Source organism: Gemmiger formicilis (genome assembly GCF_018784445.1).
GTDB lineage: Bacteria > Bacillota > Clostridia > Oscillospirales > Ruminococcaceae > Gemmiger.
Window position 1 is genome coordinate 250,629 of record NZ_WQOH01000014.1, and the last position, 25,294, is coordinate 275,922.

A 25,294-nucleotide genomic window follows, 5' to 3' on the forward strand; every position below is an offset into this window, starting at 1 on the left:
TCTCCCCTATCCCTCTTGGTTGAAACAGGTCGTGCCGCGCTTACGGAACGAGCAGGTCTCTTTTAAATGGCAGGTCGCACAGCCTGCGCGGGTGCCGGTCACAGGATGATCGGCAATGCCTAAAATGGCGGTGGTGCTTTTGCGCGGGGTCAAAAGATGCTGCGGCGTCACGGCCAGGCCGCAGCCGCGAACGCTGTCTACTGCCAGGCAAAGCTCATCGTTCAAATCCAGCGGGCAGTCACCGTAGCCCGGCGCATAGCGGCCGGTCAGGTACAGGCCCTTCGCTTCGAACAGCGGGCGCTGCTCAGCCTCCCACTCGTCGCAGACCTGTTCCAGCAGAACCGAAGCCAGTGCATCCGCAGCCGTCGCCGAGGCAATGTCGGTCAGTTCCAAACGGCGCAGAAATTTATCGATCTCCGACCCGAGGGTCGCGGCCATCAGCAGTGCTTTATCACAGCCCTGCAAATGGCGGGCTAGGTCGGTGCCGCAGTTATCAAACGGCAGCACGGCCAGCGGCAGGACGCGCCACACAACATGGGGCGCGGCGATGGCGAGAATTTGCTTTTCCGCTTTATCCAGCAACGCGGTGGTAGCATCATCGGGCGTCCAGCCGGAGGCCCCCATGTACCGCAGCGCCGTGGCGCGGCGGATGGCGGCAGGCTTGCGGCGTTCCATTACAGCAAGTCCCTGATGCCGTCGTAGACCTTGGCGGCCACGGCGGCGTCGTTCATGGCGTACAGGTGGATGCCATCCGCGCCGCCTTCGATCAGGTCGCGCAGCTGGTTGACGGCGTAGTCGATGCCGGCATCGTACAGGCTGGCCGGGTCGTCCTGATAGCGGGAAATCATGCGGGTGAAGTCCGACGGCAGGCTGGCCGAGGACAGCGCTACGGTGCGCTCGATCTGGCTGCGCTTGACAATGGGCATGACGCCGGCCGAGACGGGCAGCGTGATACCGGCGCGTCGGGCCAGGTTCAGGAAGCGATAGAAGTGCATATTATCGAAGAACAGCTGGGTCAGCAGATGCTCGGCACCCGCTGCCTGCTTGATGCGCAGGTTCTCCACATCGTGCAGCAGGGTGTCGGCCTCGGGGTGGCCCTCCGGGTAGCAGGCACCGTGGACGGAGAAATTCGGCTTCTTCCATTTAATAAAGGAGGTCGGGTCACTGGCGTGCCTAAAGTCGGGGCTTTCGGGGCGGGCCGGGCTGCGGTCACCGCGCAGGGCCAGCACATCGCGAACGCCGACGGCCTCCAGCTGATCAAGGATTTCGGCAGCGCAGGTCTCGTCGTTGCCCATGCAGATGAGGTGTGCCAGTGTGGGAATGTGCAGCTCGTTCTGGATGTAGTCCGCTACCTCGGCGGTGGAAACGCCGCCCGCAGAGCCGCCCGCGCCGAAAGTCACGCTGATGAAGCCGGGAGTCAGCGCCTGCATCTTTTGCAGCGTGTCCTTGAGCTTGTCCATCTGGGTGGTCTGCTTCGGGGGAAAGCATTCAATTGAGAAAACGCAGCGCTTAGTTTTGAACTGTTCGGTGATCGTCATTTTTTTCTCCTTATTGTTACGCCGCAAGTTCGGCGGAATCCGCGGTGGTTTCCACAGTCAGAGTATCATTTTGCCAGATAAAGGTCAGGCTGCCCTGTAAGTCAGTCCGGTACACCTCTGCGCCGACGGCAGCAAAATTTTGCAGCGCCGCGCGGTGCGGGTGGCCGTAATCATTGTTCAGCCCACAGCTGACGGCCACGGCCTGCGGGGCCGCAGCCTGCAAAAACGCAAGGCTGTTGGAGGTGTAAGAACCATGGTGCCCAGCCTTGAAAAGGGTCGTGTGCAAGGAGGTGCCGTAGGTGTCCAAGAGCTGCTGCTCGGCGGCTTCCTCGGCGTCACCGGTGTCTAAAAAGCGGAAGTCACCTGCTGTGAACAGCGTGCAGAGCGAGGCATTGTTGACGCTGTCGTCCGCAGCCTCAGCACTGCCGCCCTGTAAAATCTGCAGCGTGCCGCCGCCTAAAGAGTAGCTGTCCCCTGCTTCGGTGGTGAGGATTTCCGCCCCGCTGTCGGCGGCCGCTTGCGCTAAATTGCGCGGCCAGTCGGCGGTGTCCTCGGGGCCGGGCTGCCAGTCTGGCAGCAGCAGTGTCTGAACCGGGTAATTTTGCAGCACCGCCCGGGCATTGCCGGTGTGGTCAGCGTGGGGATGGGTCAGCACAAGGTAGTCGAGCGTTTCGACCTCCAGTGCATCCAAATCGTACAGCAGCGCGTCCTCGGCTTCGGCGGGGCCGGTGTCAATCAGGCACCAGCGGCCATCCTGGCAGAGCAGCACGGCGTCGCCCTGCCCCACGTCCAGCACATAGACAACAGTGCTGCCGTCGGCGATTTGCGGGGCGCTTTCCTCGGTTTGCAGCGGCACACCGAAGAAAGCGCGCAGCTGCTGCCAGGTGGGAACAGGGCATTTGCCGCCCGCAAACTGGATGACGAGCGCGGCGCAGAGCAGCACAAGCAGCAAAGCAGCCACCGCAATGCTGGCAGCCTTTTTGAAGCGGTTACTCGTCATACTGGCCGCCCAGCTTGCGCTCCTCCCACTCGGCCTTGGTCACCAGCACGGCGCGGGGCTTGGCACCCTCATAGGGGCCGATGATCTTTTCCTGTTCCATCTGGTCCATGATGCGGGCCGCACGGGCGTAGCCCAGCTTACAGCGGCGCTGCAACAGGCTGGTGCTGGCCTGCCCGGCATCGATGACGCATTCGACGGCCTGCTCAAACATGGCATCCAGTGCGCCGCCTGCGTCGCCGTCATCGTCGCTGCCCTTCTTGCTGCCCTTCTCGGCAACAGCGCGGCGCTCCATTTCGGCAATCATTTCTTCGTCGTACTGGGCGGAGGAAGTGGACTTGATAAAGCTCAGCACCGCGCCAATCTCTTCATCAGTCACGAAGGTGCCTTGCACGCGGACGGGTTTGGAGGCACCGACCGGCAGGAAGAGCATATCACCGTTGCCCAGCAGCTTTTCGGCACCGCCGCTGTCCAGAATGGTTCGACTGTCGATCTGGCTGGAAACAGCAAAAGCGATACGACTGGGGATATTGGCCTTGATCAGGCCGGTGATGACGTCAACGCTGGGGCGCTGGGTGGCAACGATCAGGTGGATACCGGCGGCGCGGGCTTTTTGCGCGATACGGCAGATGTAGTCCTCGACCTCTTTGCCGGCAACCATCATCAAATCGGCCAACTCGTCAATGACGATGGCGATATAAGGCAGGTGTTCCATGCCGGTCTGGGCGGCCAGTTTGTTGTAGGCTTTGATCTCGCGGACATTATTTTCGGCAAAGAGCTTGTAGCGGCGCTCCATCTCGGCAACGCTGGCACCCAGCGCACCGGCGGCCTTGCGCGGCTCGGTGACGACAGGCATCAGAAGATGCGGGATGCCGTTATACTCGGCCAATTCAACGACCTTGGGGTCAATGAGAATGAGTTTGACATCCTCCGGCCCGGAACGGAACAGGAAGCTGATGATGATAGAGTTGACGCAGACGGATTTACCGCTGCCGGTGGAACCTGCAATCAGCAGGTGAGGCATCTTGCAAAGGTCGGCGACCTGGGCCGTACCGGCGATATCCTTGCCCAGGGCCATCGTCAGCGGGCTGCGCATGTTGACGTAGTTCTGCGACTCAAAGACAGAACGAATATTGACGGTAGAACGAATCTTATTGGGAACTTCGATGCCGACGGCGGGCTTGCCGGGGATGGGAGCCTCGATACGGACACCCGCAGTGGCCAGGTTCAGGGCGATATCATCGGCCAGGCTTGTGATGCGGCTGACCTTGATACCAGCCTGAGGCTGCAGTTCGTACCGGGTGACAGAGGGACCGCGGCAGATATCCAGCATCGTGGTCTTGACGCCGAAGCTGTCCAGCGTGTTGACGAGGATGTCGGCGTTCTTCTTCATTTCGCGGGCGGCACCGGCTTCATCGTCGGGACGTGTGGGGTTAAAGAGGTTGACCGACGGATAGCAGTACGGCTCGGGGGGCTGCTCCTCCGATGTGGGCAGCCGCATGGCGTTGGGGTCTGCCTTAGCGGCGGATGGCGGTGTATGGATGGGCGCACTGGCCGAGTTGCCTACGGCGGTGGAAACCCGCACGCGGGCGGCCTCACCCTGCTGCGGCACGGTGAAGCTGTCCTGCGTCGTCTCGGCAACCGGGCGGGTCATGGTGGGCGCAGGCTGCGCGGCAGGCTCAGCGGCCAGCTCATCCAGCATCTCCGAGACAGAGCGGCCGGACTGCCAGGCGGCACTGACCGCACTGCCGGTATCGGTAAAGCTGCCGCCCAGCGTCGGGATAGCTGCGGGCGCAGGGGCCGGGGCGACAGGTGCAACAGGAACAGATGGAGCAGGCGTACCGCCCAGCGGGGCGGTAGTCTGGGCGGCCAAATCAGCCGGGGAAATGACCATTGTGTCACCCTGCACGCGGCCGGTCATATCCAGCTGCGGCAGCTGCACCGGATCAGGCTCGGGTTCGTCCTCCACCGGGATCAGCGGCGTGTCGAACTGGGGCACCGGCGTCAGCGGAGTTTCAAACTCGGTGGGCTGCGGCAGGTCCAGCGTTGTCTCGGCGCTGACCTCCTGGGGGGCATAATAAGGCGCGTGGCCGCTCACGGCGCGATTGATCAGCGCATCCAGCTCATCCATCGGCTCCTGCGCGGGTGCCGGGGTGGGCGCGGGCGTGATGGGCGGCGTGTAGACGGGTACAGCGGGTTCCTCGGCAGGCTGTAACTGCAACTCAAAATCCTCCTGCGGCGCGGGGGCCGGGGCGGGCTGTGCCTGCTGGGCGTAATGGAAAGTGGTGCTTGTCTTGTTGGAGAGCGGGTCCATGCCGAAGGTGCCGCCCGGGCCGATGTTGACCGGCTCCAGCGGGTCGTGGGTCTGGGCTTTCAAACGGGCACCGTCGCTGGCAGCGGGGCCAAGATCTACGTCAAAATCCGGGCGCTGCTGGGCGGGCTGAGCCGCAAAGGGGGCCTGCGGCACCACTGGTGTGACCGGGCCTGCCGTGTAGGTCTGCTGGGCAGGCTGCACCGGTGCGGGCTGCTGCTTGGGAAAGCGGCTGGTGTCGGCGATGACGTCGTAGACCGGGTGATGTGGACGGTTCGCGTCCGGCAGTGCGCCGGTCAGGTTCTCGACGCTCTCCTCCTCCGGCTTCTGGTTGAACAGGCGGGTGTCGTAGGCGGTCTCGGCGGAGGCGCGTTCCTCGCGCTTGGACTGCAAGGCCTGGTACTGATTGTTGACAAACAGCACGACGTCAGCCGGGGTGATGGCAAAGAAGAACATCAGCCCCAGCAGGAACACGAGCAGCATTAAAATATTGGATGCCGGGCGGCCAAACAAGGCCAGCAACGCCGCGCCGATGGGCGCACCGAGGACGCCGCCCTCCCAGAAATAGGTGCCGCCGCGGGTGAACAGCATCTTGATGACTTCCCACGAGCTGAGACCTTCGACGTTCAGTTTGGAGAAAATGACTGGTACGCTGGCGCAGAGCACGCCCATGAGCGACACCTTACCTGCAAACAGCGCCACGCGGTAGCCAGAAGCCAGCAGGTAGGCAAGGTAGAGCAAAAACGGCCCGACCAGGTAGGTCGTGACGCCGAAAATGCCGAAATACCAGCTGCGCAGCGTGCGCCAGACATTTTGTCCGGGTACAAGCACCAGCGCAACGCAGAGCAACCCCAGCCCCACCAACAGCACACTGCGGGCAAGGTTCGGGGTCTCGGCGCGGCGCTGGGCGCGGCTGGATGCCTGACGGCTGCGGGCAGACGATGCGGAACGCGACGACGAAGAACGCCCGGCGCTGCTGCGGGAAGAACCCGAGCGCGACGAGGAACTTGTACGTTTTTTGCTGCCGGAGCCGGAAGTGGATTTTTTACCGGAACGAGATTGTGCCATGTTTCAGTGATTCCCTCTCTTGTTACTCAGTACATATATAATAGGAAGTCTGCGGTCGCAGCAGACTGATAAGGACATACGACTTTTATTTTATCACGATTAGAAAATCTTGTAAAGCGAATTGGGGCGACAGACGGTTACAAAAAAATAAATCCCCGCCCTGAGGGATGGGCGGGGATTTAAAGAAAGGAGGAGAAGAACACATGAAAAATGTGGTTAAAGCTATTTGACTTGGGGTTCATTTAGCTTGCAACTAAATTGTAACTGTTTTGTCATCAAATGTCAATAGCAAATTGTAAATCTTTTGTCATTTTTCAATTTGTTCACATTTGTGTCCGGCTCACTCCCCTGTTAATTCGCTGTACTCCTTAGTGGGTGCGTCGCCCCAGCCGGTTTTGCCGCTGGCGGCGGTGGCACCATCCCAGTAGTGGTAGGCGTAGATGTTCAAAATCTGCGCCTCCTGCCGGGACCAACCGCCGTTTTCGCCCTTGGGGCAGCGCTCATACACATACAGGGCGCAGCTGCCGTTTGCGGAGTCACGGTCGTACTGCAAAAATTCTACGGCGTCGTCGGTATCGTTCAGGATGATGTAGTCCTCCCCTTTTGCGGTCAGCTTGAACTCGTAGGTGGTGGAGGTTTCCTTCAGATAGGTTTCGTAGATTACGTCATAGCCGGTGCTGATAGGGTCTTTAGAGATGGTTTCTTCTGTGTCGGGGGCAGCGGTAGGGGCGGCTGTGGGTGCCGGGGTCGGTTCTTCCTCGACGATGGCCGATTCTGTTGGGAGCGGCGTGGGCGCGGGAACAGTTTCTGCAGAGGTGCTGCAGCGGGCCAGTACGGCCATGCAGGCATAGCTGAGGAACAGGACACAAAGAAGGGCAAACAAAACGGAAAAGAGTATCTCTTTCACCTTCGGCTTTCGCTTCTCGGCACAGCGCTCACGCAGAAAATCCAGCACGCTTTCGGGACATTCGTTCTCACACAAGGCATAGCCGATACGGTTGGAGACCATCAGGCAGACGGAATGCTTCCGCACAATGACCCGGTAAAGGTCGTCATACCAAATCGTGCTTTGGGAGTAGGAGCTTTGCACTGTGAAGCAATCCTCGTAAAACGTGTAGTGGACGAGCTTGCCGCGGGCGGTTTCGTTGCTTTTATATGCGGAAACTGCCATCGAACGCGCGAGGAAAAACGCATAGGGAATTGAAAGAAATCCCAACACAAACCCCAGAACCGACGCAGAATTGATATATAAAAACAGCAAGGCGACGAGCACAGCAAGCTGCCACAGACGCAGGCGATTGACAAGAAACATCCGCTTAACGTACATGGTTTGGGTGTTGTGCACATCCAACGTATAAAGCGGCGTGCCTTGCGGCTGATCCAGTTGCCAGAATTTTTGAGTATCCATGCCGGGTACATTCCTTTCGCTTGCATACAGATTTTTCCTGATTTTAGCACAAGGCAAAATCGCCGTCAAGCACTATCTGCCAATCGGCAGGCGCAGCTCGGCGCAGGCACCATGTGTGCCGGAAAGGTTAGATAAAACCAGTGTGCCGCCGTGGAACTGTGCGACTTTTTTCGCAAAATACAGCCCCAATCCCTGATGGGAGGCATCGCTGCGGGCGGCGTCGGTGTAGAGCATTTCTCCTGCTTTTGCCAGCGCTTCTGGCGTGAAGCCGGGGCCGGTATCGGTCACACGCAAAATAAAGCTGTTGTTTTCCTTTGCAACGGTCAGGGTGACGGTTCCGCCGCGCGGAGTGTGGGCGGCGGCGTTGTCCAAAAGGTTTTCCGCAGCACGCAGCAGGTCGTTTTCTGCAGCACGGATCGTCCCCTGCCATTCCTCCTGTAATATAAAATGGATTCCGGCAGGCGCGCAGAGAGCGCGGGCTGTCTGCGCCAGCCGTTCCGTGAGGGCGTGGCTGGCCAGCGATGTTTGTACGGCAGGTGCTGCGCCAGCTGTGCGCAGAGCGGCCAAATAGTGGCGTGCGCGCTCTGTGCCGCGCAGGATGGCCTGCAGTTGGGCATGCTGTGCATCGCTCAGGGTATCTTCCTCAAGAAGCTCGGCGTTGCCTTGTATGACGGTCAGCGGTGTTTTCAAGTCATGGGCCAATGCGGCGATCTGCTCGGTGCGCTGCTGCTCCATCCGCCACTGGCTTTGTAGGCTGTCCGTCAGTTCGCGGCCCATCGTCTGTAAGGCCTGTAAGGTGGCGGCAAATTCCCGAATGCGCACGCCATCCGTGTCAATTTGCTCCAGCTGCCGGGCGGCAATAGCATCTACGGCCGCGTTCAGCCGGGTAGTCTCTGCGGCAAAAGTGCGCACGGTGCAGTGGGTCTGCCAGCCCAGCCAAACGAGGATGAGTGCCGCCAGCAGCACAAAATAGAAGGTCTGGAAATCCGGCAGCGTGTCCCGCAGGGCCGGGTCGGCGTAGGGCGTAGCATAGTCGTACTGCAAAAGGCAAAAGCTTCCGTCAGCCATTTTGACATCGTACTGGTACTGCATATACCCCAGATTGCCGCTGCCGCCGTGGTAGGAGTTGAGAGCAATTTTCAGCTGCCGGTTGGTCATGTTCGTTTGCAAGACCGTGTCGTTCTGCACCACGGCCCAGCGGCATAAGTCGCTGATCTGCAGGGAATCGAAGGTGTCTGCCGTCATTGAGGCTACAGTCCCCCGGGCATCGGCGCAGGCCTGGGCGGACGCCACGGCAGGCAGCAGAAAACCGATGTTTATCAGCTGCATAAAAATGCCCCACCAAAGTACCAGAATCAGCGCACACCCGCCGCCGCACAGAAGAAGATACCGCAGCAGCACGGTGCGCAGACTGGTCAGTTTTCGTTTTGCCATTGGTAGCCCACTCCCCATATCGTTTGCAGCACCTCCCCTGCCCCGGCCGCGCGCAGTTTGGCGCGGATGTTCTTGATGTGCTGGGTGATGGCCGTGTCATCCGCTGTACCATCGTAACCGAACACCGCTTCATAAATTTGTTCTTTGGAAAAGGTCTGCCCTGCATGCAGGGCCAGCAGCTCACAGATGGCGTACTCGGATTTTGTCAGGTGCAAAGGCGTGCCGCCAACGCTGGCTTCCTTGGCGGAAAGATCCAGCGCCACCCCGCCGCGGGTGATCTTATGGGATGGTGTGCGGTTCTGCCGCCGCAGGTGTGCTGCGACCCGCGCACGCAGCTCCGCTATGCGGAACGGCTTGGTCAGGTAATCGTCCGCGCCAAGGCCAAGGCCTGTCAGCACCGACGGCTCATCGGTACGCGCGGTCAAAAATAAGATCGGCGCATCTGTCTCGGCGCGGATGCGCCTGCAGACGGCGAAGCCATCCTCACCGGGCATCATCACATCCAGCAGGATGCAGTCTGCCCAGCGGCAGAGCGTATCGGTCAGCTGCGTGCCGGAGGTGCGCGTTTCTACGGTGTGGCCGTCACGCTCAAGCGCTGTTTTTAGCAGCGTACAAAGGTCACGGTCATCATCGACCGCCAGAATGTTTGCCATAATAGCCCCTTTTATTGCAGTAAGCTGTAAACAAGACAGGATGCACCGTAAAGCAGATAGACATGTGCCGGGTAGAACCAGTAGAACAGCTGCTTGTGGCCGCTGCCGCGCTGGCCGTTGTACAGCGCCATGCCGATAACGGCAAAGACGCCGAGCCACTCATAGTAGACTGTGAACATCTGGGAAAAGGCGAAATCCGGCAGACCGCGAACCTGCAGAAAGACCAGAACAAAATCACACAGGAAGGTCATAGCCGCCCAAACGACCAGCCGCAGGCGCTTGTGGTTATACAGCGCATACAGCACGATGCCCCCGGCCAGAAAAGACCAGCCGCCATCGGTGATGGATGTCCACAAAGGCAGCGGCGCGGTGATGACCCACGCCAACACGGAGGAGCCGATCGGTGCGTCCTGAATTTTGGGAAAAAGCATCAGCAGCGCTACGATGCAAATCGGCCAGAGAATCGGCATGGCAGCAGCCAGTGCGCCCCGCACAAACCGGCGCTGGCGCAGCCAGTCGATGCCCTGCCAGATGATGCAGAGCAGCATCAGATCCTGAAAAATGGCATTCAGCGGGTAGAAGCCGTCCCCGCGGCGGAAGGCCCCTGCATAGATCATAAAAAATTCCACAGTGCCCATCGCAGTACCGATGGCCCAGATACGCAGGAAGTAGCGCCTGCGGTCATGGGTATGGGCGAAGCCCTCAACAGTGCAGAACAGAAACAGCGGCGCGGACAGCCGCGCCAGCATACTGAACCATTCCGGTACAACGCCCGTAAATTCAAAAAAGTAGTGAATGTGATCCATCACCATGAGCACCAGCGCAATGGTTTTGAGCGCCGTGCCTGTCAGGCCGAATTTTTGCTTTGTCATAATAATAACTCCTTTACATTGTCGATGTAAACAGTGTAACAGGGGTTTGTGTAGAAATTATAAGGTTTTGAAGGTTACGACGGCTTCAAACGCGGACTTTCCCTCGCGCTCACCGTCAAAATAGAACTGGTTATCCGGCAGCGCGGCGCGGCGCAGGGTGAAGTTCTCGCCGCGCGGGACCTCGCGGTGGTAGTTGATGATAAAGTCGGAAATCTGCGCGGTATCCCACACCTCCCATGGCACGGCATCGCAGACGATGTCGGCGTAGCGGGTGTTGTTCAGGTGGCCGTTCATATCGCAGCGGGAGTAAGTCGCCGTCTGCGTGCCCAGCGTCTCGCAGTCCTCGGGCGCGAGGCGGGGCAGCTTCATCGGCAGTTCAATCGGTACATCCTCGGCCCACTGGTCGGCAAACTGCGGCGGGTGCTTGCGCAAAATCATCCGCTTTTCGGTGTCGATGAGCACCCAGCGGCTGTCCATTGTGACGACCTCTGCCCCGCTGGCATCGTAAAAATGGGTGATGCGCTTGTTGACGGCGCGCTTGCAGCGCTCGGGCTGGGTAACGAGGGTCAGTCCCTCGTCCACGCGGGGCAGACGGTTGACGTGCAGGGCCAGCTTTGCCAGCACATAGGCGGTGTGCGTCTCACGGTAGAGGGAATCGCTCAGACCGACGGCCTCGGCGTGGGTGGTGGCAATCTGCTGGGCATAGCGCAGCAAAGCTCCGAGCTTGACGTTGCCCAGGTGGTCGCCGTCCGCGCGGTAGACCGTGAATTTTTGGGTGTAGGTTATCTGTTTTTCGGGCATGGATGCGCCCTCCTTAGTACAATTGATTGATCAAGAAGAGTATAACACAAGTGCGGAGAAAATGCAAAAAAGCTGCACACGCAGACGGTGTGCAGCATAAGGGTCAATAATTATCCCGCGTCTTTTTGCGGAGTTTGCGCCAGATATTGAAAGCGGAAATAACAAGGGACAGCATCAGCAGCACAACGACCATCCAGCCGCTGCCGCCTTCTTCGTAGCTCTTCATTTCGCTCCACTGGGCGTCCATGGCGGCGTTGATGTCGTCGGGCAGCGTCTCAAAGACCTCTGCCTTGTCCAGAACCTCCTGGCTGGGGTAGGCAATTTCGCTGTACTTCAAATCATCGTCCAGCATTTCCCACACGGCCGTGATGGGGGTGGAATAACCGATGAAGTCAGCGTTTGCCAGGCCGACGTCCGGCTCGCAAAGATAGTTGATGAACATTTCGGCGGCTTCCTGATGCTTGGCGTTGGCCGGAATGCACATACTGTCGACGAAGAAGTTGACGCCCTCTTCCGGGTGGACAAACGCCAGGTCGGGGTTCTCGTCGATCATCGTGATGGCATCGCCCGCGTAATAGGGTGCCATGGCGGCCTCGCCGCCCTCCATCTTGTCAAAGACCTCATCCATGACGTAGGCCTGCACGATGTTCTTCTGCTTTTTCAGCGCGTCGGTGATGGCGGTAATCTCGTCCACCGACTGAGGGTTCATCGACAGGCCAATCGTCTTGGCAGCGATGGCGTAGGCGTCACGGGAGTTGTTGAACATCAGCACATTGTTGGTGTACTCCACATCCCACATGTCGGCCCATTTTGTAGGCGGCTCCTCGACCATCGTCGTGTTGTAGACAAGGCCGGTCGTGCCCCACATATAGGGCACGCTGTACTTATTGCCGGGGTCAAAGCTGCGGTCCAGGTATTCTTCACCGATGCCGGCAAAGTTCGGGATGTTGTCCATGTTCAGCTCGGCCAGCATCCCCTCCTTCGCCATTTTGCCCACCATGTAGTCGGAGGGAAAAATGACGTCGTAGGACACGCCGCCAGATTTCAGCTTGGCGTACAGGCTCTCGTTGGAGTCGTAGGTCGTGTAGTTGACCTTGATGCCGGTCAGCTCCTCAAACGCGGAGAGGACGTTCACGCTCTCGTCCGAGCCATCGGAAATGTACAGGCCGTTGTTGTAGACATTCAGCGTGATGTGGTCGTCCGCAAAGCGGGTCCAATCGTAGTCGCCGGAGACGGAAATATCGTCGTTGACGGGGATATCCTCGGCGGCCCACACCGGGGCAGCACTTATTATCGTGACAGTCAGGGCTGCCATTGCGGCGGCAGAAAGTTTTTTCCAGTTCATCTTCAGCGCCCCCCTTCGTCCTGCATAGCCTTACGGATGGCGTTCTGGTTGCGGCGGTAGGCGCGGGAATCCGCGGCGTTGGAAATCAGGATGATTGCCAGAATGACGCAGAACATGACCGCTGACAGGGCGTTGATCTCGGGGCTGACCTTTTTGCGGGTCATCGAGTAGATGGCGATGGGCAGCGTCTGCATCGTGCCGGAGTTGAAGTAGGAAATCATGAAATCGTCGATGGAGTAGGTCAGGCAGATGAGGAACGCCGACAGAATTGCCGGGGACAGCTGCGGCATGATGACCTTGGAGAATGCCTGGCGCGGCGTGCAGCCAAGGTCCAGCGCGGCGTTGTACAAACTCGGGTCAAGCTGGCGCAGCTTGGGGCCTACATTAAAGATAACGTAAGGGATGTTAAAGGTAATGTGAGCAATCAGCAGCGTGGGCCAGCCGAAGATGCCGCTCTCGCCGCCGATACCGAAGCTCTGCGCCATGACGAAGAGCAGCATCAGCGAAACGCCGGTGATGATCTCCGGGTTGACGACCGGCACATAGCTGATGTTGTTGATGATGAGCTGGCTGCGGCGGGACATCGAGTTGATACCGATAGTCGCCAGCGTGCCCAGCACCGTGGCGATGACACTGGAAACCAGTGCCAGCACCAGGCTGAGCCCCAGGGCCGACAAAATCATCTCGTTGTGGAACAGGCTCTTGTACCAGCCCAGCGTGAAGCCGGTGAAGTTGGAGCGGGATTTGCTCTCGTTAAAGCTGAATGCAATCATGACCGCGATGGGCAGGTACATGAAGCAAAACACCAGAATGACGTAGGTGCGCATGAGCAGCGCGGAATGTTTTTTCGCCATGTCACATCACTCCTTCCATCTCGGACTCGTCGAAGCTCGAAGTGAAGCTCATGCAGAGCAGGACAATGACCATCAGCACCAGGCTCATGGCAGAGCCGAGGTTCAGGTTGTAGGAGTTGCCGAGGAACTGCAGCTCGATCAAGTCGCCGATCAGCAGGTTGGAGCCGCCGCCCAGCATACGGCTGATAATAAAGGTGGAGACGGCGGGCACGAACACCTGGGTAATGCCGGTGGCAATGCCGGGGCCGGTCAGCGGTACGAGCACGCGGAACAAAATCTGCCAGACGTTGCAGCCCAGATCCTGCGCGGCCTCGACGATGGAATCATCGATCTTCGTCATGGCCGTGTAGATGGGCAGAATCATGAAGGGCAGATAGTTGTAGACCATGCCCAGCACGACCGCGCCGGAGGTATTGATCATGTTGAAGGGGCCAAGGCCGAACAGACCGAAGAATTTGTTGATAAGGCCGTTTTTCTCAAGCAGGGTCATCCATGCGTAGGTGCGCAGCAGGAAGTTCATCCACATGGGCAGCATAATAAGCATGAGCATGATATGCTGCTTGTTGGCGCGCAGGCGGGAGAGAAAATACCCGACCGGGAACGCCATGACCAGGCAGACTACCGTGGAAATGGCGGCCAGAATCAGGCTGCGGGCAAATACGCTGGAATACCGGCCAATCTGGGTCAGGTTGTCAAGGGTGAACTGTCCGGCGGTGTTCGTCATGGCGTACCAGACGACGATGACCAGCGGCACGACAGTGAAAATGGCCATCCAGAGCAGATACGGCCCTGCCAGCCAGCGGGAGGTTTTGGATTTGAGCATCTATCACACCTCCGAACGCTTCATGATATGAATTTCGTCCGGGCCGATGTTCATGCCGATAAGTTCGCCGGGCTGGCTGGCCTGTGTAGAATGAATGATCCACTCATACCCTTCCACATCGACGTGCATTTCAAAGTGAACGCCCTTGAAGATGACCTCACGCACAAGGCCGGTCAGCATACCGACGGAAGGCGGCACGATCTGCACGTCCTCGGGGCGGATGACGACCTGCACAGGCTCGTTGGGCTTGAAGCCGCGGTCCACGCAGGTAAAGTCATGCCCACCGAAGTTGACATAGAAGTCGCGCAGCATGACGCCGTCCACGATGTTGGAGTCACCGATAAAGCGGGCCACAAAAGCGTTCTTGGGTTCGTTATAGATATCCTGGGGAGAGCCGATCTGCTGGATCTTGCCGCCGGACATGACCACGACGGTGTCCGACATGGTCAGCGCTTCCTCCTGGTCATGGGTAACGTAGACGAAGGTAATGTTCATTTCGCGCTGCAGGCGTTTCAGCTCCAGCTGCATCTCTTTTCTCAGCTTGAGGTCAAGGGCGCCGAGAGGTTCGTCGAGCAGCAGGACGCGGGGCTGGTTGACCAGGCTGCGGGCAATGGCCACGCGCTGCTGCTGGCCGCCGGAAAGCTGATGGATGCTGCGGCGCTCAAAGCCTTTCAGGCCGACGGTCTCAAGCATTTCCAGTACTTTCGGGCGGATTTCATCCTCTGCCATTTTTTTCAGGCGCAGGCCGAAGGCGACGTTCTCGAACACGTTCAGGTGCGGGAACAGCGCATACTTCTGGAACACCGTATTCACCGGCCGTTTGTACGGCGGCATATTGGCGATGTCCTTGCCATCAAAAAAGACATTGCCCGATTTCGGGGTGACAAAACCGGCAATCACACGCAGGGTCGTCGTCTTGCCGCAGCCCGAAGGGCCGAGGAAAGTGACAAACTCCTTGTCGTGGATGTCCAGCGAAAGGCCGTCCAGAACCTTTTGCCCATCGAAATCGACAACAATGTCTTTCAGAGATACGATCAGATTTTCATTCATTTTCATTGCATCCCCCTTTGCGGAATTTCCCGTTACAGGGCTTCTTCGCGCGCCGTTTCTTCCTTAGGTCGGCACAAAGTCCTTGACGAGTCAGCGTCAATTATGCCGCCCCGCAAAGGTTTGTTACACGGTCTTTGTTTTGCAAAGTCCGCTGCAAGCAGCACATACAACGCCAATGTGTCAGGGCAGAAAAAATTTACCCTTAGATGCACACACAAGATACATTATACGGCATGGAGAATGTTTGTCAATAAAAACTTTTTCATGATTTTGTAAAGAAGTGTTCATGACTTCGTAAAATTATCTTGCTTTGCAGAAAAAACGCGCTGCGGCAATGTTTATTGTAATGGACGCCGCGGTGGCCAGCAGGCCCAGCGCAGTGATGAAATTTAAAACGGCCAGCAGCGTTTGCTTGCGGCAGCTGTCTGCCAGAATGCCCCCATACAGTGTGCCCGCCAGCATCGGCACCAGGGCCGCCGCCGTGATGCCGCCGTACAGCGCAGCGGAACCGGTCTTGCGCAGCAGGTACAGCGGCAGCGCAAACCGCAGTGCCGCATTGGCGAACAGCGTAACGATTTGGCAGATAAGTAATCTGTAAAAGGTAGTGTTCATGGGTGTGTCTCCTGTTTTTGTGAAAACTGTTTTATATAAACCGACCGGCGGTTTGTAAATGCGAAATAAAATTGGCGGTGCAAGCCGCCAAATGCAGGTTTTTACCTTATTCCTCGCACATCTTCACCATCTGTGTACTCTGTTCCTCGGTCAGCAGATCCAGCCCAATCCCCTGCGTTACCTGGCGGAACACCGCGCACCGTGCCCGTTGCTGGTCTGGCGTGGTAGGGCGCGTCAGCGGGTGGAGCCAGAGGTCTGCCAGTAAAAACAGGGCTTCCCCCAATGCGGCGGCGTCCGCGGTGTGGATGCTGCCGTCGGTTGTTCCCTGCTGAATCATCGGTGTTATGTAAATGGGAATAGTCTTTTCCAACAAATCGTGCAGCTCAATGGAAAGAAACTGAGGGTCGTCCCAAAGACGCGGCAGTGCGCGGCCCAGCGCTTGCTGGCGCTGCGGCAATAGCGACGCGGCAAAGACGGCCTGCAATTTTTGCAGCCCGGTCATGGCGTCGTCGTCGCGGATATGGGCCAGCGTGGCCGTAAACTCCGCCCCCATGCGGTCGCCCACCTTGGCGGCAATTTCCTCTTTGGATTTAAAGTGGTGGTACACGGCTCCCTTGGAAAGTCCTGTTTCGTCAATGACATCCTGCAAGGTGGTGTGGGCATAGCCCTTTTGGGCAAACAGGCACGCGGCAGCGTCAAGGATTTTTTCTACGGTTTGCTCCGGATATTTGTTGCGCGACATAGGATACACTCCTTTTTACAGACTAATGGTCTGTAAATTGAATATACGCGCTTTCACACCAAAAGTCAATACATTTGCCCGGGATTGTCCGGTGATTTGCGGCAGCGGGGGTGGTATACTTTTGAGAGTAGAAAGAGGGGTTATTGTATGGAAAAAATCGGAGTCATCGATGTAGGTGGCGGTCTGCGCGGCATCTATGCGGCGGGCGTGTTTGACTGGTGCATGGACAACGGCGTACAATTTGATTACGGCATCGGCATTTCGGCAGGAAGCGCTAACCTTGCCTCCTATTTAAGCAGCCAGCGCGGGCGGAACTATCTGTTCTATGAGGAATACTCCATGCGCAAAGAATATATGGGCGCAGGAAATATGCTGCACGGCGGGTCGTTTTTGAACCTGCAATATATCTACGGCACATTGAGTAACCGCGAATGTGAAAACCCACTGGATTTTGAAAGGATGGCGGCTAATCCGATGGAGTGGTACATGATCGCCACAGACGCCACAACTGGCAAGCCGAAGTACTTTACACGCGGCGATATGCGTCAGGACGACTACCGCGTGCTGATGGCATCCTGCTGCATCCCGGTGGCGTGCAAGCCTATTGAGATTGGCGGTGTGCCTTACTATGACGGTGCGCTGGGGGATACGATCCCTTTGCAAAAGGCTTTTGCGGACGGCTGCGACAAGGTTGTGCTGATTTTGACAAAGCCGGTGGGCACCATCCGCGCGGATGGCACGGACCGTAAGCTGGCGCGGGTCATCCACCGAAAATACCCCCACGCCGCCGAACAGCTGGCCCTGCGGGCGCAGCATTATAATGAAGGTATTGCGTTGGCCCAAAAGCTGGCCGCCGAGGGCAAGGTGCTTATTATTGCGCCAGACGACACCTGCGGCGTCAAGACGCTGACCCGCGACCAGGAGGCGTTGAAAAAACTGTACAGCAAAGGCATGAAAGACGCAGAGCGCATCCGGGACTTTCTGTAATTACGCCAGATTCAGCCGCTTGGTCATGAACCACTGGGTCAGTGCCCACATAAGGGCATCGACGAGGGCGATGAGCGCAAAGACGACCAGCATGGAAAGCAGCAGGAAAGGCAGACTGTTGTCATAGTTTAAAATGAACGATGCACCGATGAAATTTATATTGCTGAAATATTTGTATCCATAGAGGGCAACGAAAAACGCAGTTACCAGTGCCGCCATCTGCCCGGCAAAACCGATGACGAAGTAAGCGGCGATGCTGATAAGCATGCGCTGCTGGGTGAACTGCCCGGCGAAAGCACAGGCCAGGTAGGTGTGCAGCAGGGCCCCCGCAATCAGGGCCAGAACGATAAGCACCATTACAGCCCAGATGGCAAAATCCTCAGCATGAGGGACGCTGAATGCAAAATCGCCTGTAAGCAGCGCACCACAGACGGAAGAAAATAACATACCGAACACGGTCCACGCCGTGCCGCAAATAACCTTGGCGGCAATATGCTTCCAGGGCTGCACGGGAAGGGCCAGCATCAGGTAGCCGCGGTCGCCCAGCAGGCGGTAAAATTGCTGCACTTCAATAAAGAAGCAGACCGCCAGCACTACCAGCAGGCTGACGAGCGCTGCCAGGTTCAGCAACACCAGGGCCAGCCCGGCCAGCGGAAATCTGTCAGAGGTATTTTGGATAAAATGGCTCAGGATACCGGTGAAAATGTTCAGCACCAGCACACCGCTTGCAATCGGCAGGACAACGCGGCCCGTGGCCTTGAACTCGTATTTCAATAAATTTGTCAGCATTTGTAGACCTCCCGGAAGTATGCATCAACGCTCATGCCTGTTTCCTCGCGCAGCTCGTCAACGGCGGCCTGGCGAAGGGCCTTGCCGTTTTGCAGGAAAATCACCTCATCCAGCACCTTTTCGATGTCGCCAATCAGGTGGGTGGACAGGACCAGCGCGGCGTCCTCGCTGTAATTGTGAAGGATCGTCTGCAAAATGTAGTCGCGGGCAGCGGGGTCAACGCCGCCTAAGGGCTCATCCAGCAGGTAGAGCTTGGCGGCGCGGCTCATGGTCAAGCAGAGCTGCATTTTCTCCTGTGTCCCCTTGCTCATGGCACCGATTTTGTCGTGAGCTTGGATGCGCAGGTCAGCCAGCATGGCGTCGGCCTTGGCCTTGTCAAAATCGGGGAAAAAGTCATTGTACAGGCTCACGGCGTCAGCGGCTGTGAACTCAGTAGGCAGGGCCATCCGATCCGGCAGATAGCTGGTGACAGCCTTGGTGTAGACACCGACGGGGGTCTTATTGACCAGCACACTGCCAGCTGTGGGTGTAAGCAGCCCGGCAGAGATTTTCAGCAGTGTGGTTTTGCCGCTGCCGTTGGGGCCCAGCAGCCCGACCAGCTTGCCGGGCGTGACGGAAAACTCTGCGCCGTTCAGGGCGGTGGTGCGGCCATACCGTTTGGTCAGGCCGTGTACCTCATAAATAGCATCCATGGTTTACTCCTCTGTCTGCTGCTGTGCGGTTTCGCGCAGTAGCGTTTCAATTTCGGTTTCGGTCAGGCTCAGGGCGTGCATTTGATGCAGAAACTCCCCTGCCAGCGTTTGGGCGCGGCGGCGGCGCAGGGCGTGTAGCGCGGCGTCATCGGCGGTCACGGTGCGGCCTGCCGTGCGCTGGGCTTGCAGCAAGCCGCGGCTTTCCAATTCCTGCAAGGCACGCTGCATCGTGTTGGGATTGACGCCCGCGTCGGCGGCCAGCTCCCGCACAGGCGGGATGCGGCTGCCGGGCGGGAACTCCCCTGCCACCAGCGCAAGCTCAAGCTGTTCCACAAGCTGCACGTAGACCGGGCGGCCTGCTGTGATGTTCCAGTTCATAACGGCGGCTCCTTTGCTGTATCATTGTGTTAAGAACTTAATACAATGATACAACTGCAATATGGATTTGTCAAGAGGAAAAATAAAAATCCTCCGCCAATGTGGCGGAGGATGCGATACAGCGTGGTTTAAATGTGATCTTCAATCCAGGTCAGCACGTAGTCAAAGACCTCGTCGCGGTTGGTCTCGTTGTGCAGTTCGTGGCGGCCGCCCTCAAAAATCTGGCAGGTCAGGTCGTTGACACCGGCGTCGCCCAGCATGGCCCAGACCTTGCGCACGCCGCTGCCGTAGCCGCCCACCGGGTCGCAGTCACCGGCAATCAGCAGAATGGGCAGGTCTTTGTCGATGGCCTGCGCCCACGCCTTGGTGCTGACATGGTTCAGCGTTGCCAGCATTTCGCGGTAGGTGGCGGCGGTGAACTGGAAGGTACACAGGCAGTCGGCATCGTAGGCGTTCACAACGTTTTCGTCGCGGGAAAGCCAGGCGTTGGGCGATTGGGCGTTTGCAATTTTCTTGCAATAGCTGCCAAAATTCAGCTTGACCATCAGCGGCGAAACATAGCGCGGCCCCTTGACGCGGGCAATCAGCCCGGCTAGTTTTTGGCCGATGACGTTCATAAAGCTGGGGCCTGCCGTGCCGGAAATAACCAGTGCCGTGATGCTCTCCGGCCACTTTTCGGCGTACCAGCGCGCGTAAAAGCTGCCCATGCTGTGGCCGTACAGGATAATGGGCGTATCAGGAAAACGCTCATGGAGCAAGCCGTTCATTGTGTGCAGGTCGTTCAGCAGATGCAGGCGGCCATCCGGCTCGCCGTAGTGGCCGTGCTCCCCTGCCTTGGCGGTGTCGCCGTGGCCGAGGTGGTCATTGCCCGCCAGTGCAATGCCGTGGGCGGCGTAGAACTCGGCCATGGGCGCGTAGCGGCGCACATACTCGCACATACCGTGGCTCAGCTGGATGACTGCCCGCACAGGTTTATCCGGCATCGTGTACAGCACAGCGGAGGAAATATGGCGTCCGTCCGACGACGGAAACGTAATGGTCTCGCAGTGAAGGTCAGACATAAATTTCTCCTATTTTAGTCAGGTTTGTTGGGTAGGCTGCTTTTGTGTTTTGGCGGTCAATCGCGCCATTACGCGGGCAAGCAAAACGGCAAAGAGCACAGACAGGACGGAAAGCAGAAGCCAGCGCTTGTCCGTGCCATACAAGATGTCGTCCGAGAGTGCATCGCGAAAGACCTGGAAAGCAAAAGCGTGAACAGCGTAAATTTCCAGTGTACATCCGCCCAGGAACGTACAGCCGCGGATGATTTGCGGGGCAACCTTATCCAGGCAGGCGGCCAGCAGGGACAGTACAATACACAGCCCAGGTGCAATCAGGATAAACGGAAACCAATACAGACCATAGGCCCAAATACGGTCATCCGGGACGCACTTGACTATGTACACCAAAAGCCCCCAGCCAAGGCAGGAAAGCGCAATAAGCGCGGCGGCCAGTCGGGCCGGGATCTCTTCGTGCCTGGCACCGTAATCGGCAAAACAGATGCCGAGGAAAAGAAGCGGCAGCCGCGAAAACAGCATGAGCCGGATATCCGAGAAAAATGGTACAGAAAACGCCGCACAGAGGAAAAACAGCAGAATTTTTCTGCGCAGGGACGCATTCTGACAAAGCGGTACAAGAAAGAGGGCAAAGAGATAATAAATCCACACACCATTCATGTACCAAAGTGTCTGAAAGTCCGCACTTGCCAAGAAGTCAACACACAGATAGTTCGCAAATACCGAAGAAACCGAAATACCGGAACGAAGATGCTGGTAGATCAACCAGGCTGTCAGCACAACATAGTAGCTGGGCAGAATGCGGATGATACGTTTTTTGAGAAAAGCAATCGGGTCATAGTGGCGAGTAAGGGAATGATAACAGCCCAGGCCCGAGGCAAACACAAAAATGTCAACGCCCGAAAAGCCGAAGAAGCGCACATACCCAAGGAAGGAACTGTAATATTTTGGCGGTAGGCTGGAATGGTAGTAGAGTATCCATAGCGCAGCCAGTGCCATCCAGACAGAACGATACTTTGTAATGTTACGGTAGCGGAGCATGAATTATTCTCCTTATTATGATGTGCAGTTTTACAATTTCCCGGCAAGAAATTTTGATATCCGGGAAGCAGCGGCAGATGCCAGAAAGGCAACCAGGAAGGATGCGGCGGTGATGAGCAGCCAGCGCTTATCGGTGCCGTAGAAAATACCGGAATCCATGGCGCGGCGCGCTGCATGGAATACAAACATATGCACGACATAAATTTCCAACGTACACCCACCGATATATCGCAGAAAACGGATAACGATGGGGGCGGCGCATTCCACCAGCATCGACAGCCAGGAAAGCAGCAGGCACAGCCCCGGGACAATCAGGATAAACGGCCACCACAAAAGGCCGTAGGGGTACAAATATTCGTGACAGCGATAGTAACACAGCAACAGGATGGCGATGCCCGCCGCCATTGCGCTAAGCAGTGCAAGGACGGTACGCTTGGTAAGCGTGGGATACCGACTGCCGTAATCTGCGGCGCAGACGCCCAGATACAGCAGCGGAACACGCGCAAACAGCATGAGGCGCATGGTGTCCCCAAGGAACGGAACCGTCAGCAGAATGCAGAAGCAAAAGCCCAGCAGCTTTGTTTTGAAGTTGCCCCGCAGGCAAAGCGGAACAAAGAACAGCACGAGGATATAGTACACAACCAGGCCGTTTACATACCACAGCGTCTGTAAGCCAAGGCCAAATAAACTGTCTATTCCTAAGTAAGTGGCGACCACACCCTGCACCGTGGTACCCAGGCGCAGGCCGTCATAAATGACCCAAGGCGTGACACAGAGATAATAGGCAGGTACAATCTTGATAAGACGCTTTTTAATAAAGATGAGCGTATCAGGGTTCTTTTTCAGCGAGTGATAGCACCCGAGTCCTGAGGCAAACACAAAAATGTCAACACCGCCTGCCCCGCAGCTTTTTAAGACCTGCAAAAACGCACAGGGGGGGTAAGCGAAATATGGTGATATACCACCCACAAGGCAGCAAGGGCCATCCACACACTGCGGTAGGATAGGATTTTTTTGAAATCGCAAAAGTCAGCCACAGCGGTTATTCTCCCTTGATTTTCTTCCAATATTGGGCAAAGGCCTGCTCGTTCTTGTTCTCGCCGGGGACGTAATACTGGCGATCCTTGATAGCATCGGGCAGGTATTGCTGGGCGACCCAGTGATTGGGGTAATCGTGTGGGTAGAGGTAATGCTGACCCTTGATCTTGGCATCCGCGCCGTCGTAGTGTTTGTTTTGCAGCTGGCGCGGGATGGGCCCGGTGCGCCCGGCCTGGATGTCCGCAATGGCGGCGTTGATGCCATCGTGGGCGGAGTTCGACTTGGGCGCGGTGGCAACCAGCACGACCGCATCTGCCAGCGGCAGGCGGGCCTCCGGCAGGCCAACGGCGTTGGCGATATCCACCGCCGCTTTGACAATGGGGATAATTTGCGGCCAGGCCAGGCCGACATCCTCACACGCGCAGACCATCAGGCGGCGGCAGGCGCTGGGCAGGTCGCCCGCTTCCAGCAGACGGCCTAAATAATGCAGCGCTGCGTCGGGGTCAGAGCCGCGCATGGATTTCTGGTAGGCAGAGACGATATCGTAATGGTCGTCGCCCAGTTTATCATACCGCATGGCGGTACGCACGGCCACCTGCTGTACCATGTCCAGCGTGATGGTGCGGCTGCCATTTTCAATCGGCGCGGCGGTCACGGCAAATTCCAGGTTGCCCAGCGCTTTGCGCATATCGCCGCCCGCGCTCTGGGCCAGGTAGTCCAGCGCATCGTCGGGAATCAAGATAGGCGTTTTATCCTCGGCCCCCAGCCGCGCGGCGGCGTTCTGCAAGCCGACGCGGATATCGTCCGCCGTCAGCGATTTGAACTCAAACACCGTGCAGCGGGATAAAAGGGCGTTGTATACATAAAAATAGGGGTTCTCGGTCGTGGAGGCAATCAGGGTGACGGTGCCCTGCTCCACGCATTCCAGCAGGCTTTGCTGCTGGCGCTTGTTGAAATACTGGATCTCGTCAAGATACAGCAAGATGCCCCCGGCCGCGCCTAAGGTGCCGATATCCGCCAGCACTGATTTGATATCGCTGGTGGAGGCCGTCGTACCGTTGAGTTTGTGCAGCTGCATACCGCTGCCCGCCGCAATGATGCTGGCAACCGTCGTTTTGCCAACACCGGAAGGGCCGTAGAAGATCATGTTGGGGATCTTGCCGCTCTCGACCGTGCGGCGGAATACCTGATTTTTGCCGAGTAGATGCTGCTGCCCGCAGACTTCATCCAGGCTGCGGGGGCGCAGACGTTGTGCCAATGGCTCCATTTTGTGTTCCTTTTTTAAGATAAGTTTGAGATAGTGTACCAAAACGTCATACTTCTGCTCTTGATTATATCAAACACACGTGGTAAAATCAAATGAAAAGAACAGAAACGGAGAAAAAGCAGTGACGAAACAAGAATTGGCGGCAGTCTGCATTGCACGGCTGAAAGCAGAATACCCCGACTCTGACTGCACGCTGGATTATGACCATGCGTGGCAGCTTTTGGTATCGGTGCGGCTGGCGGCCCAGTGTACCGATGCCCGCGTGAATGTGGTGGTGCAGGATCTGTTCGCCAAGTATCCCGGGGTGAAAGAACTGGCTGCGGCCAGCCCGGAGGAAATCGAGGCCATTGTCAAGCCTTGTGGGCTGGGGCACAGCAAGGCGCGGGATATTTCGGCCTGTATGCGGGTGCTGCGCGACCAATATGACTGCCATGTGCCCGATGATTTTAATGCGCTGCTGGCGCTGCCCGGCGTGGGCCGAAAGAGCGCAAACCTGATTATGGGCGATGTATTCGGCAAGCCCGCCATTGTGACGGACACCCACTGCATCCGCCTGTGCAACCGCATCGGGCTGGTGGATAATGTCAAAGAACCCGCCAAGGTCGAAAAAGAGCTGTGGAAAATCATCCCGCCCGAGGAAGGCAACGGCTTCTGCCACCGGCTGGTGGACCATGGCCGTGCGGTCTGCACGGCCCGCACCAAGCCCTACTGCGACAAATGCTGCCTGGCTGACGTATGCCGGGCACGAAAGGAATTTGCGAATGAATAAGACGACGGAAAGCCGCCTTGGCGGCGAGCTGCGCAGCCAGCAGGCCTCCCAGCGTTTGTTGGATGAGCTGCGCGGCGGCCGCTATGCCAAAGCCACCCAACTGCCCAGTGAATTGGAATTGGCCGATGTTCTGGGCGTGAGCCGTACCGTGGTGCGCGACGCCCTGAGCGATTTGGAGCGTGACGGCTATGTGGAGCGTGTGCGCGGCATCGGTACGCTGGTCAATCGCGACGTGGTGCAGGTGGAAAACCGCATGGACCAAAAGTTGGAATTTAACCGGATGATCCGCGCTATTGGCCGTGTGCCGCATAGTGACACCCTGATGGTCACGAAGGAGACCGCCACGCCGGAACTTATCAAAAAGCTGGCACTTGACCCGGAAAAGGAGCACACACTGGTATTTGTGTGCCGCCGGGTACTGGCAGATGAAACGCCGGTGCTTTACTCCACCGATATTTTACCGTTGGCATTGTTTGGCGGCAAGCGGCTGGATACCATTGATTTCAGCCGCCCGATTTTTGAAATCGTGGCGCAGTACTGCCATATGGAAGTGACCGAAACGCTGACGACACTGCACGCTGTGCAGGGCACGCCGAGCATCCGCCGCCAGCTGGGGCAAAAACCGGAACAGGCACTTTTGCAGCTGGATGAAATTTTCTACTCTCGCACCTGCAAGCCGGTCCTGTGCTGCCAGACCTGCTACACAGATTTTTTTGACTTTGCGATGGTGCGCAAGCTGGTTTGATTTTAAACGGTATACCGCCGCTTAG

25 protein-coding genes are annotated in these 25,294 nt (G+C 57.6%); 3 read left to right on the top strand and 22 right to left on the bottom strand.

Annotated features, from left to right (window positions below; genetic code table 11):
* Positions 1-6: 6 nt before the first annotated feature.
* The 15 genes from GPK89_RS06235 to GPK89_RS06305 all read right to left on the bottom strand — a co-directional run bounded on the left by GPK89_RS06235 (position 7) and on the right by GPK89_RS06305 (position 16,508).
* Positions 7-675, bottom strand: coding sequence for a methionine synthase (locus GPK89_RS06235; protein ID WP_215692044.1), 669 nt, complete (start codon positions 673-675; stop codon positions 7-9).
* Positions 675-1,538 carry a methylenetetrahydrofolate reductase gene (locus GPK89_RS06240; protein WP_215692045.1) on the bottom strand — a complete coding sequence of 288 codons (864 nt, stop codon included), beginning with the start codon at positions 1,536-1,538 and terminating at the stop codon, positions 675-677. The genes GPK89_RS06235 and GPK89_RS06240 overlap by 1 nt, the downstream gene beginning before the upstream one ends.
* Before the next feature lie 16 nt (positions 1,539-1,554).
* The gene (locus GPK89_RS06245; protein WP_215692046.1) at positions 1,555-2,538 is read right to left on the bottom strand and encodes a ComEC/Rec2 family competence protein; all 984 of its coding nucleotides are present in this window, start codon (positions 2,536-2,538) and stop codon (positions 1,555-1,557) included.
* Entirely contained in the window at positions 2,528-5,914 is a 3,387-nt protein-coding gene (locus tag GPK89_RS06250) for a DNA translocase FtsK (protein WP_252261505.1), read from the bottom strand. Before GPK89_RS06250 ends, GPK89_RS06245 begins: the two co-directional genes overlap by 11 nt.
* Before the next feature lie 340 nt (positions 5,915-6,254).
* Positions 6,255-7,322, bottom strand: coding sequence for a YcxB family protein (locus GPK89_RS06255; RefSeq protein ID WP_215692047.1), 1,068 nt, complete (start codon positions 7,320-7,322; stop codon positions 6,255-6,257).
* 72 nt (positions 7,323-7,394) lie between these two features.
* Entirely contained in the window at positions 7,395-8,756 is a 1,362-nt protein-coding gene (locus GPK89_RS06260) for a sensor histidine kinase (protein ID WP_215692048.1), read from the bottom strand.
* Positions 8,738-9,409: a response regulator transcription factor gene (locus tag GPK89_RS06265; RefSeq protein ID WP_215692049.1), complete on the bottom strand. Its 672-nt coding sequence runs from the start codon at positions 9,407-9,409 to the stop codon at positions 8,738-8,740. The genes GPK89_RS06260 and GPK89_RS06265 overlap by 19 nt, the downstream gene beginning before the upstream one ends.
* Before the next feature lie 11 nt (positions 9,410-9,420).
* Positions 9,421-10,281, bottom strand: a complete 861-nt coding sequence (locus GPK89_RS06270) for a TraX family protein (RefSeq protein WP_215692050.1) — start codon at positions 10,279-10,281, stop codon at positions 9,421-9,423.
* A 57-nt stretch (positions 10,282-10,338) separates the two neighbouring features.
* The gene (locus GPK89_RS06275) at positions 10,339-11,082 is read right to left on the bottom strand and encodes an acyl-[acyl-carrier-protein] thioesterase (protein ID WP_215692051.1); all 744 of its coding nucleotides are present in this window, start codon (positions 11,080-11,082) and stop codon (positions 10,339-10,341) included.
* A gap of 103 nt (positions 11,083-11,185) precedes the next feature.
* Positions 11,186-12,427 carry an ABC transporter substrate-binding protein gene (locus GPK89_RS06280; RefSeq protein WP_215692052.1) on the bottom strand — a complete coding sequence of 414 codons (1,242 nt, stop codon included), beginning with the start codon at positions 12,425-12,427 and terminating at the stop codon, positions 11,186-11,188.
* A 2-nt stretch (positions 12,428-12,429) separates the two neighbouring features.
* The gene (locus tag GPK89_RS06285) at positions 12,430-13,281 is read right to left on the bottom strand and encodes an ABC transporter permease (protein WP_215692053.1); all 852 of its coding nucleotides are present in this window, start codon (positions 13,279-13,281) and stop codon (positions 12,430-12,432) included.
* A 1-nt stretch (position 13,282) separates the two neighbouring features.
* Positions 13,283-14,104 (bottom strand): ABC transporter permease, encoded by an 822-nt coding sequence (locus GPK89_RS06290; protein WP_215692054.1) that lies wholly within the window; start codon positions 14,102-14,104, stop codon positions 13,283-13,285.
* A 3-nt stretch (positions 14,105-14,107) separates the two neighbouring features.
* Positions 14,108-15,154, bottom strand: a complete 1,047-nt coding sequence (gene potA / locus GPK89_RS06295) for a spermidine/putrescine ABC transporter ATP-binding protein (RefSeq protein WP_215692147.1) — start codon at positions 15,152-15,154, stop codon at positions 14,108-14,110.
* Positions 15,155-15,454: 300 nt separating this feature from the next.
* The gene (locus GPK89_RS06300) at positions 15,455-15,766 is read right to left on the bottom strand and encodes a hypothetical protein (RefSeq protein WP_215692055.1); all 312 of its coding nucleotides are present in this window, start codon (positions 15,764-15,766) and stop codon (positions 15,455-15,457) included.
* A gap of 106 nt (positions 15,767-15,872) precedes the next feature.
* Entirely contained in the window at positions 15,873-16,508 is a 636-nt protein-coding gene (locus GPK89_RS06305; RefSeq protein WP_215692056.1) for a TetR/AcrR family transcriptional regulator, read from the bottom strand.
* A gap of 147 nt (positions 16,509-16,655) precedes the next feature.
* On the opposite strand from GPK89_RS06305, the gene GPK89_RS06310 reads away from it, so the two are divergent.
* Positions 16,656-17,495 (top strand): patatin-like phospholipase family protein, encoded by an 840-nt coding sequence (locus tag GPK89_RS06310; RefSeq protein ID WP_215692057.1) that lies wholly within the window; start codon positions 16,656-16,658, stop codon positions 17,493-17,495.
* Here GPK89_RS06310 and GPK89_RS06315 read toward each other — a convergent pair whose 3' ends face one another.
* The 7 genes from GPK89_RS06315 to GPK89_RS06345 form a co-directional block, all read right to left on the bottom strand.
* Positions 17,496-18,284 carry a hypothetical protein gene (locus GPK89_RS06315; protein WP_215692058.1) on the bottom strand — a complete coding sequence of 263 codons (789 nt, stop codon included), beginning with the start codon at positions 18,282-18,284 and terminating at the stop codon, positions 17,496-17,498.
* The gene (locus GPK89_RS06320) at positions 18,278-18,976 is read right to left on the bottom strand and encodes an ABC transporter ATP-binding protein (RefSeq protein ID WP_215692059.1); all 699 of its coding nucleotides are present in this window, start codon (positions 18,974-18,976) and stop codon (positions 18,278-18,280) included. Before GPK89_RS06320 ends, GPK89_RS06315 begins: the two co-directional genes overlap by 7 nt.
* Before the next feature lie 3 nt (positions 18,977-18,979).
* The gene (locus tag GPK89_RS06325; protein WP_215692060.1) at positions 18,980-19,354 is read right to left on the bottom strand and encodes a GntR family transcriptional regulator; all 375 of its coding nucleotides are present in this window, start codon (positions 19,352-19,354) and stop codon (positions 18,980-18,982) included.
* A 128-nt stretch (positions 19,355-19,482) separates the two neighbouring features.
* Complete coding sequence (locus GPK89_RS06330; RefSeq protein ID WP_215692061.1) at positions 19,483-20,415, bottom strand: alpha/beta fold hydrolase; 933 nt, start codon at positions 20,413-20,415, stop codon at positions 19,483-19,485.
* 18 nt (positions 20,416-20,433) lie between these two features.
* Positions 20,434-21,450, bottom strand: coding sequence for an acyltransferase family protein (locus GPK89_RS06335; protein WP_215692062.1), 1,017 nt, complete (start codon positions 21,448-21,450; stop codon positions 20,434-20,436).
* A 30-nt stretch (positions 21,451-21,480) separates the two neighbouring features.
* Positions 21,481-22,440, bottom strand: a complete 960-nt coding sequence (locus GPK89_RS06340) for an acyltransferase family protein (RefSeq protein WP_346344841.1) — start codon at positions 22,438-22,440, stop codon at positions 21,481-21,483.
* Positions 22,441-22,492: 52 nt separating this feature from the next.
* Complete coding sequence (locus GPK89_RS06345; protein ID WP_215692064.1) at positions 22,493-23,755, bottom strand: replication-associated recombination protein A; 1,263 nt, start codon at positions 23,753-23,755, stop codon at positions 22,493-22,495.
* Between the two features lie 121 nt (positions 23,756-23,876).
* Here GPK89_RS06345 and GPK89_RS06350 point away from each other — a divergent pair, with 121 nt between their 5' ends.
* Both GPK89_RS06350 and GPK89_RS06355 read left to right on the top strand, forming a co-directional pair.
* On the top strand, positions 23,877-24,524 hold the full coding sequence (locus tag GPK89_RS06350) for an endonuclease III domain-containing protein (protein ID WP_215692065.1): 648 nt from the start codon (positions 23,877-23,879) through the stop codon (positions 24,522-24,524).
* Complete coding sequence (locus GPK89_RS06355; RefSeq protein WP_215692066.1) at positions 24,517-25,269, top strand: GntR family transcriptional regulator; 753 nt, start codon at positions 24,517-24,519, stop codon at positions 25,267-25,269. Before GPK89_RS06350 ends, GPK89_RS06355 begins: the two co-directional genes overlap by 8 nt.
* Positions 25,270-25,294 lie beyond the last annotated feature (25 nt).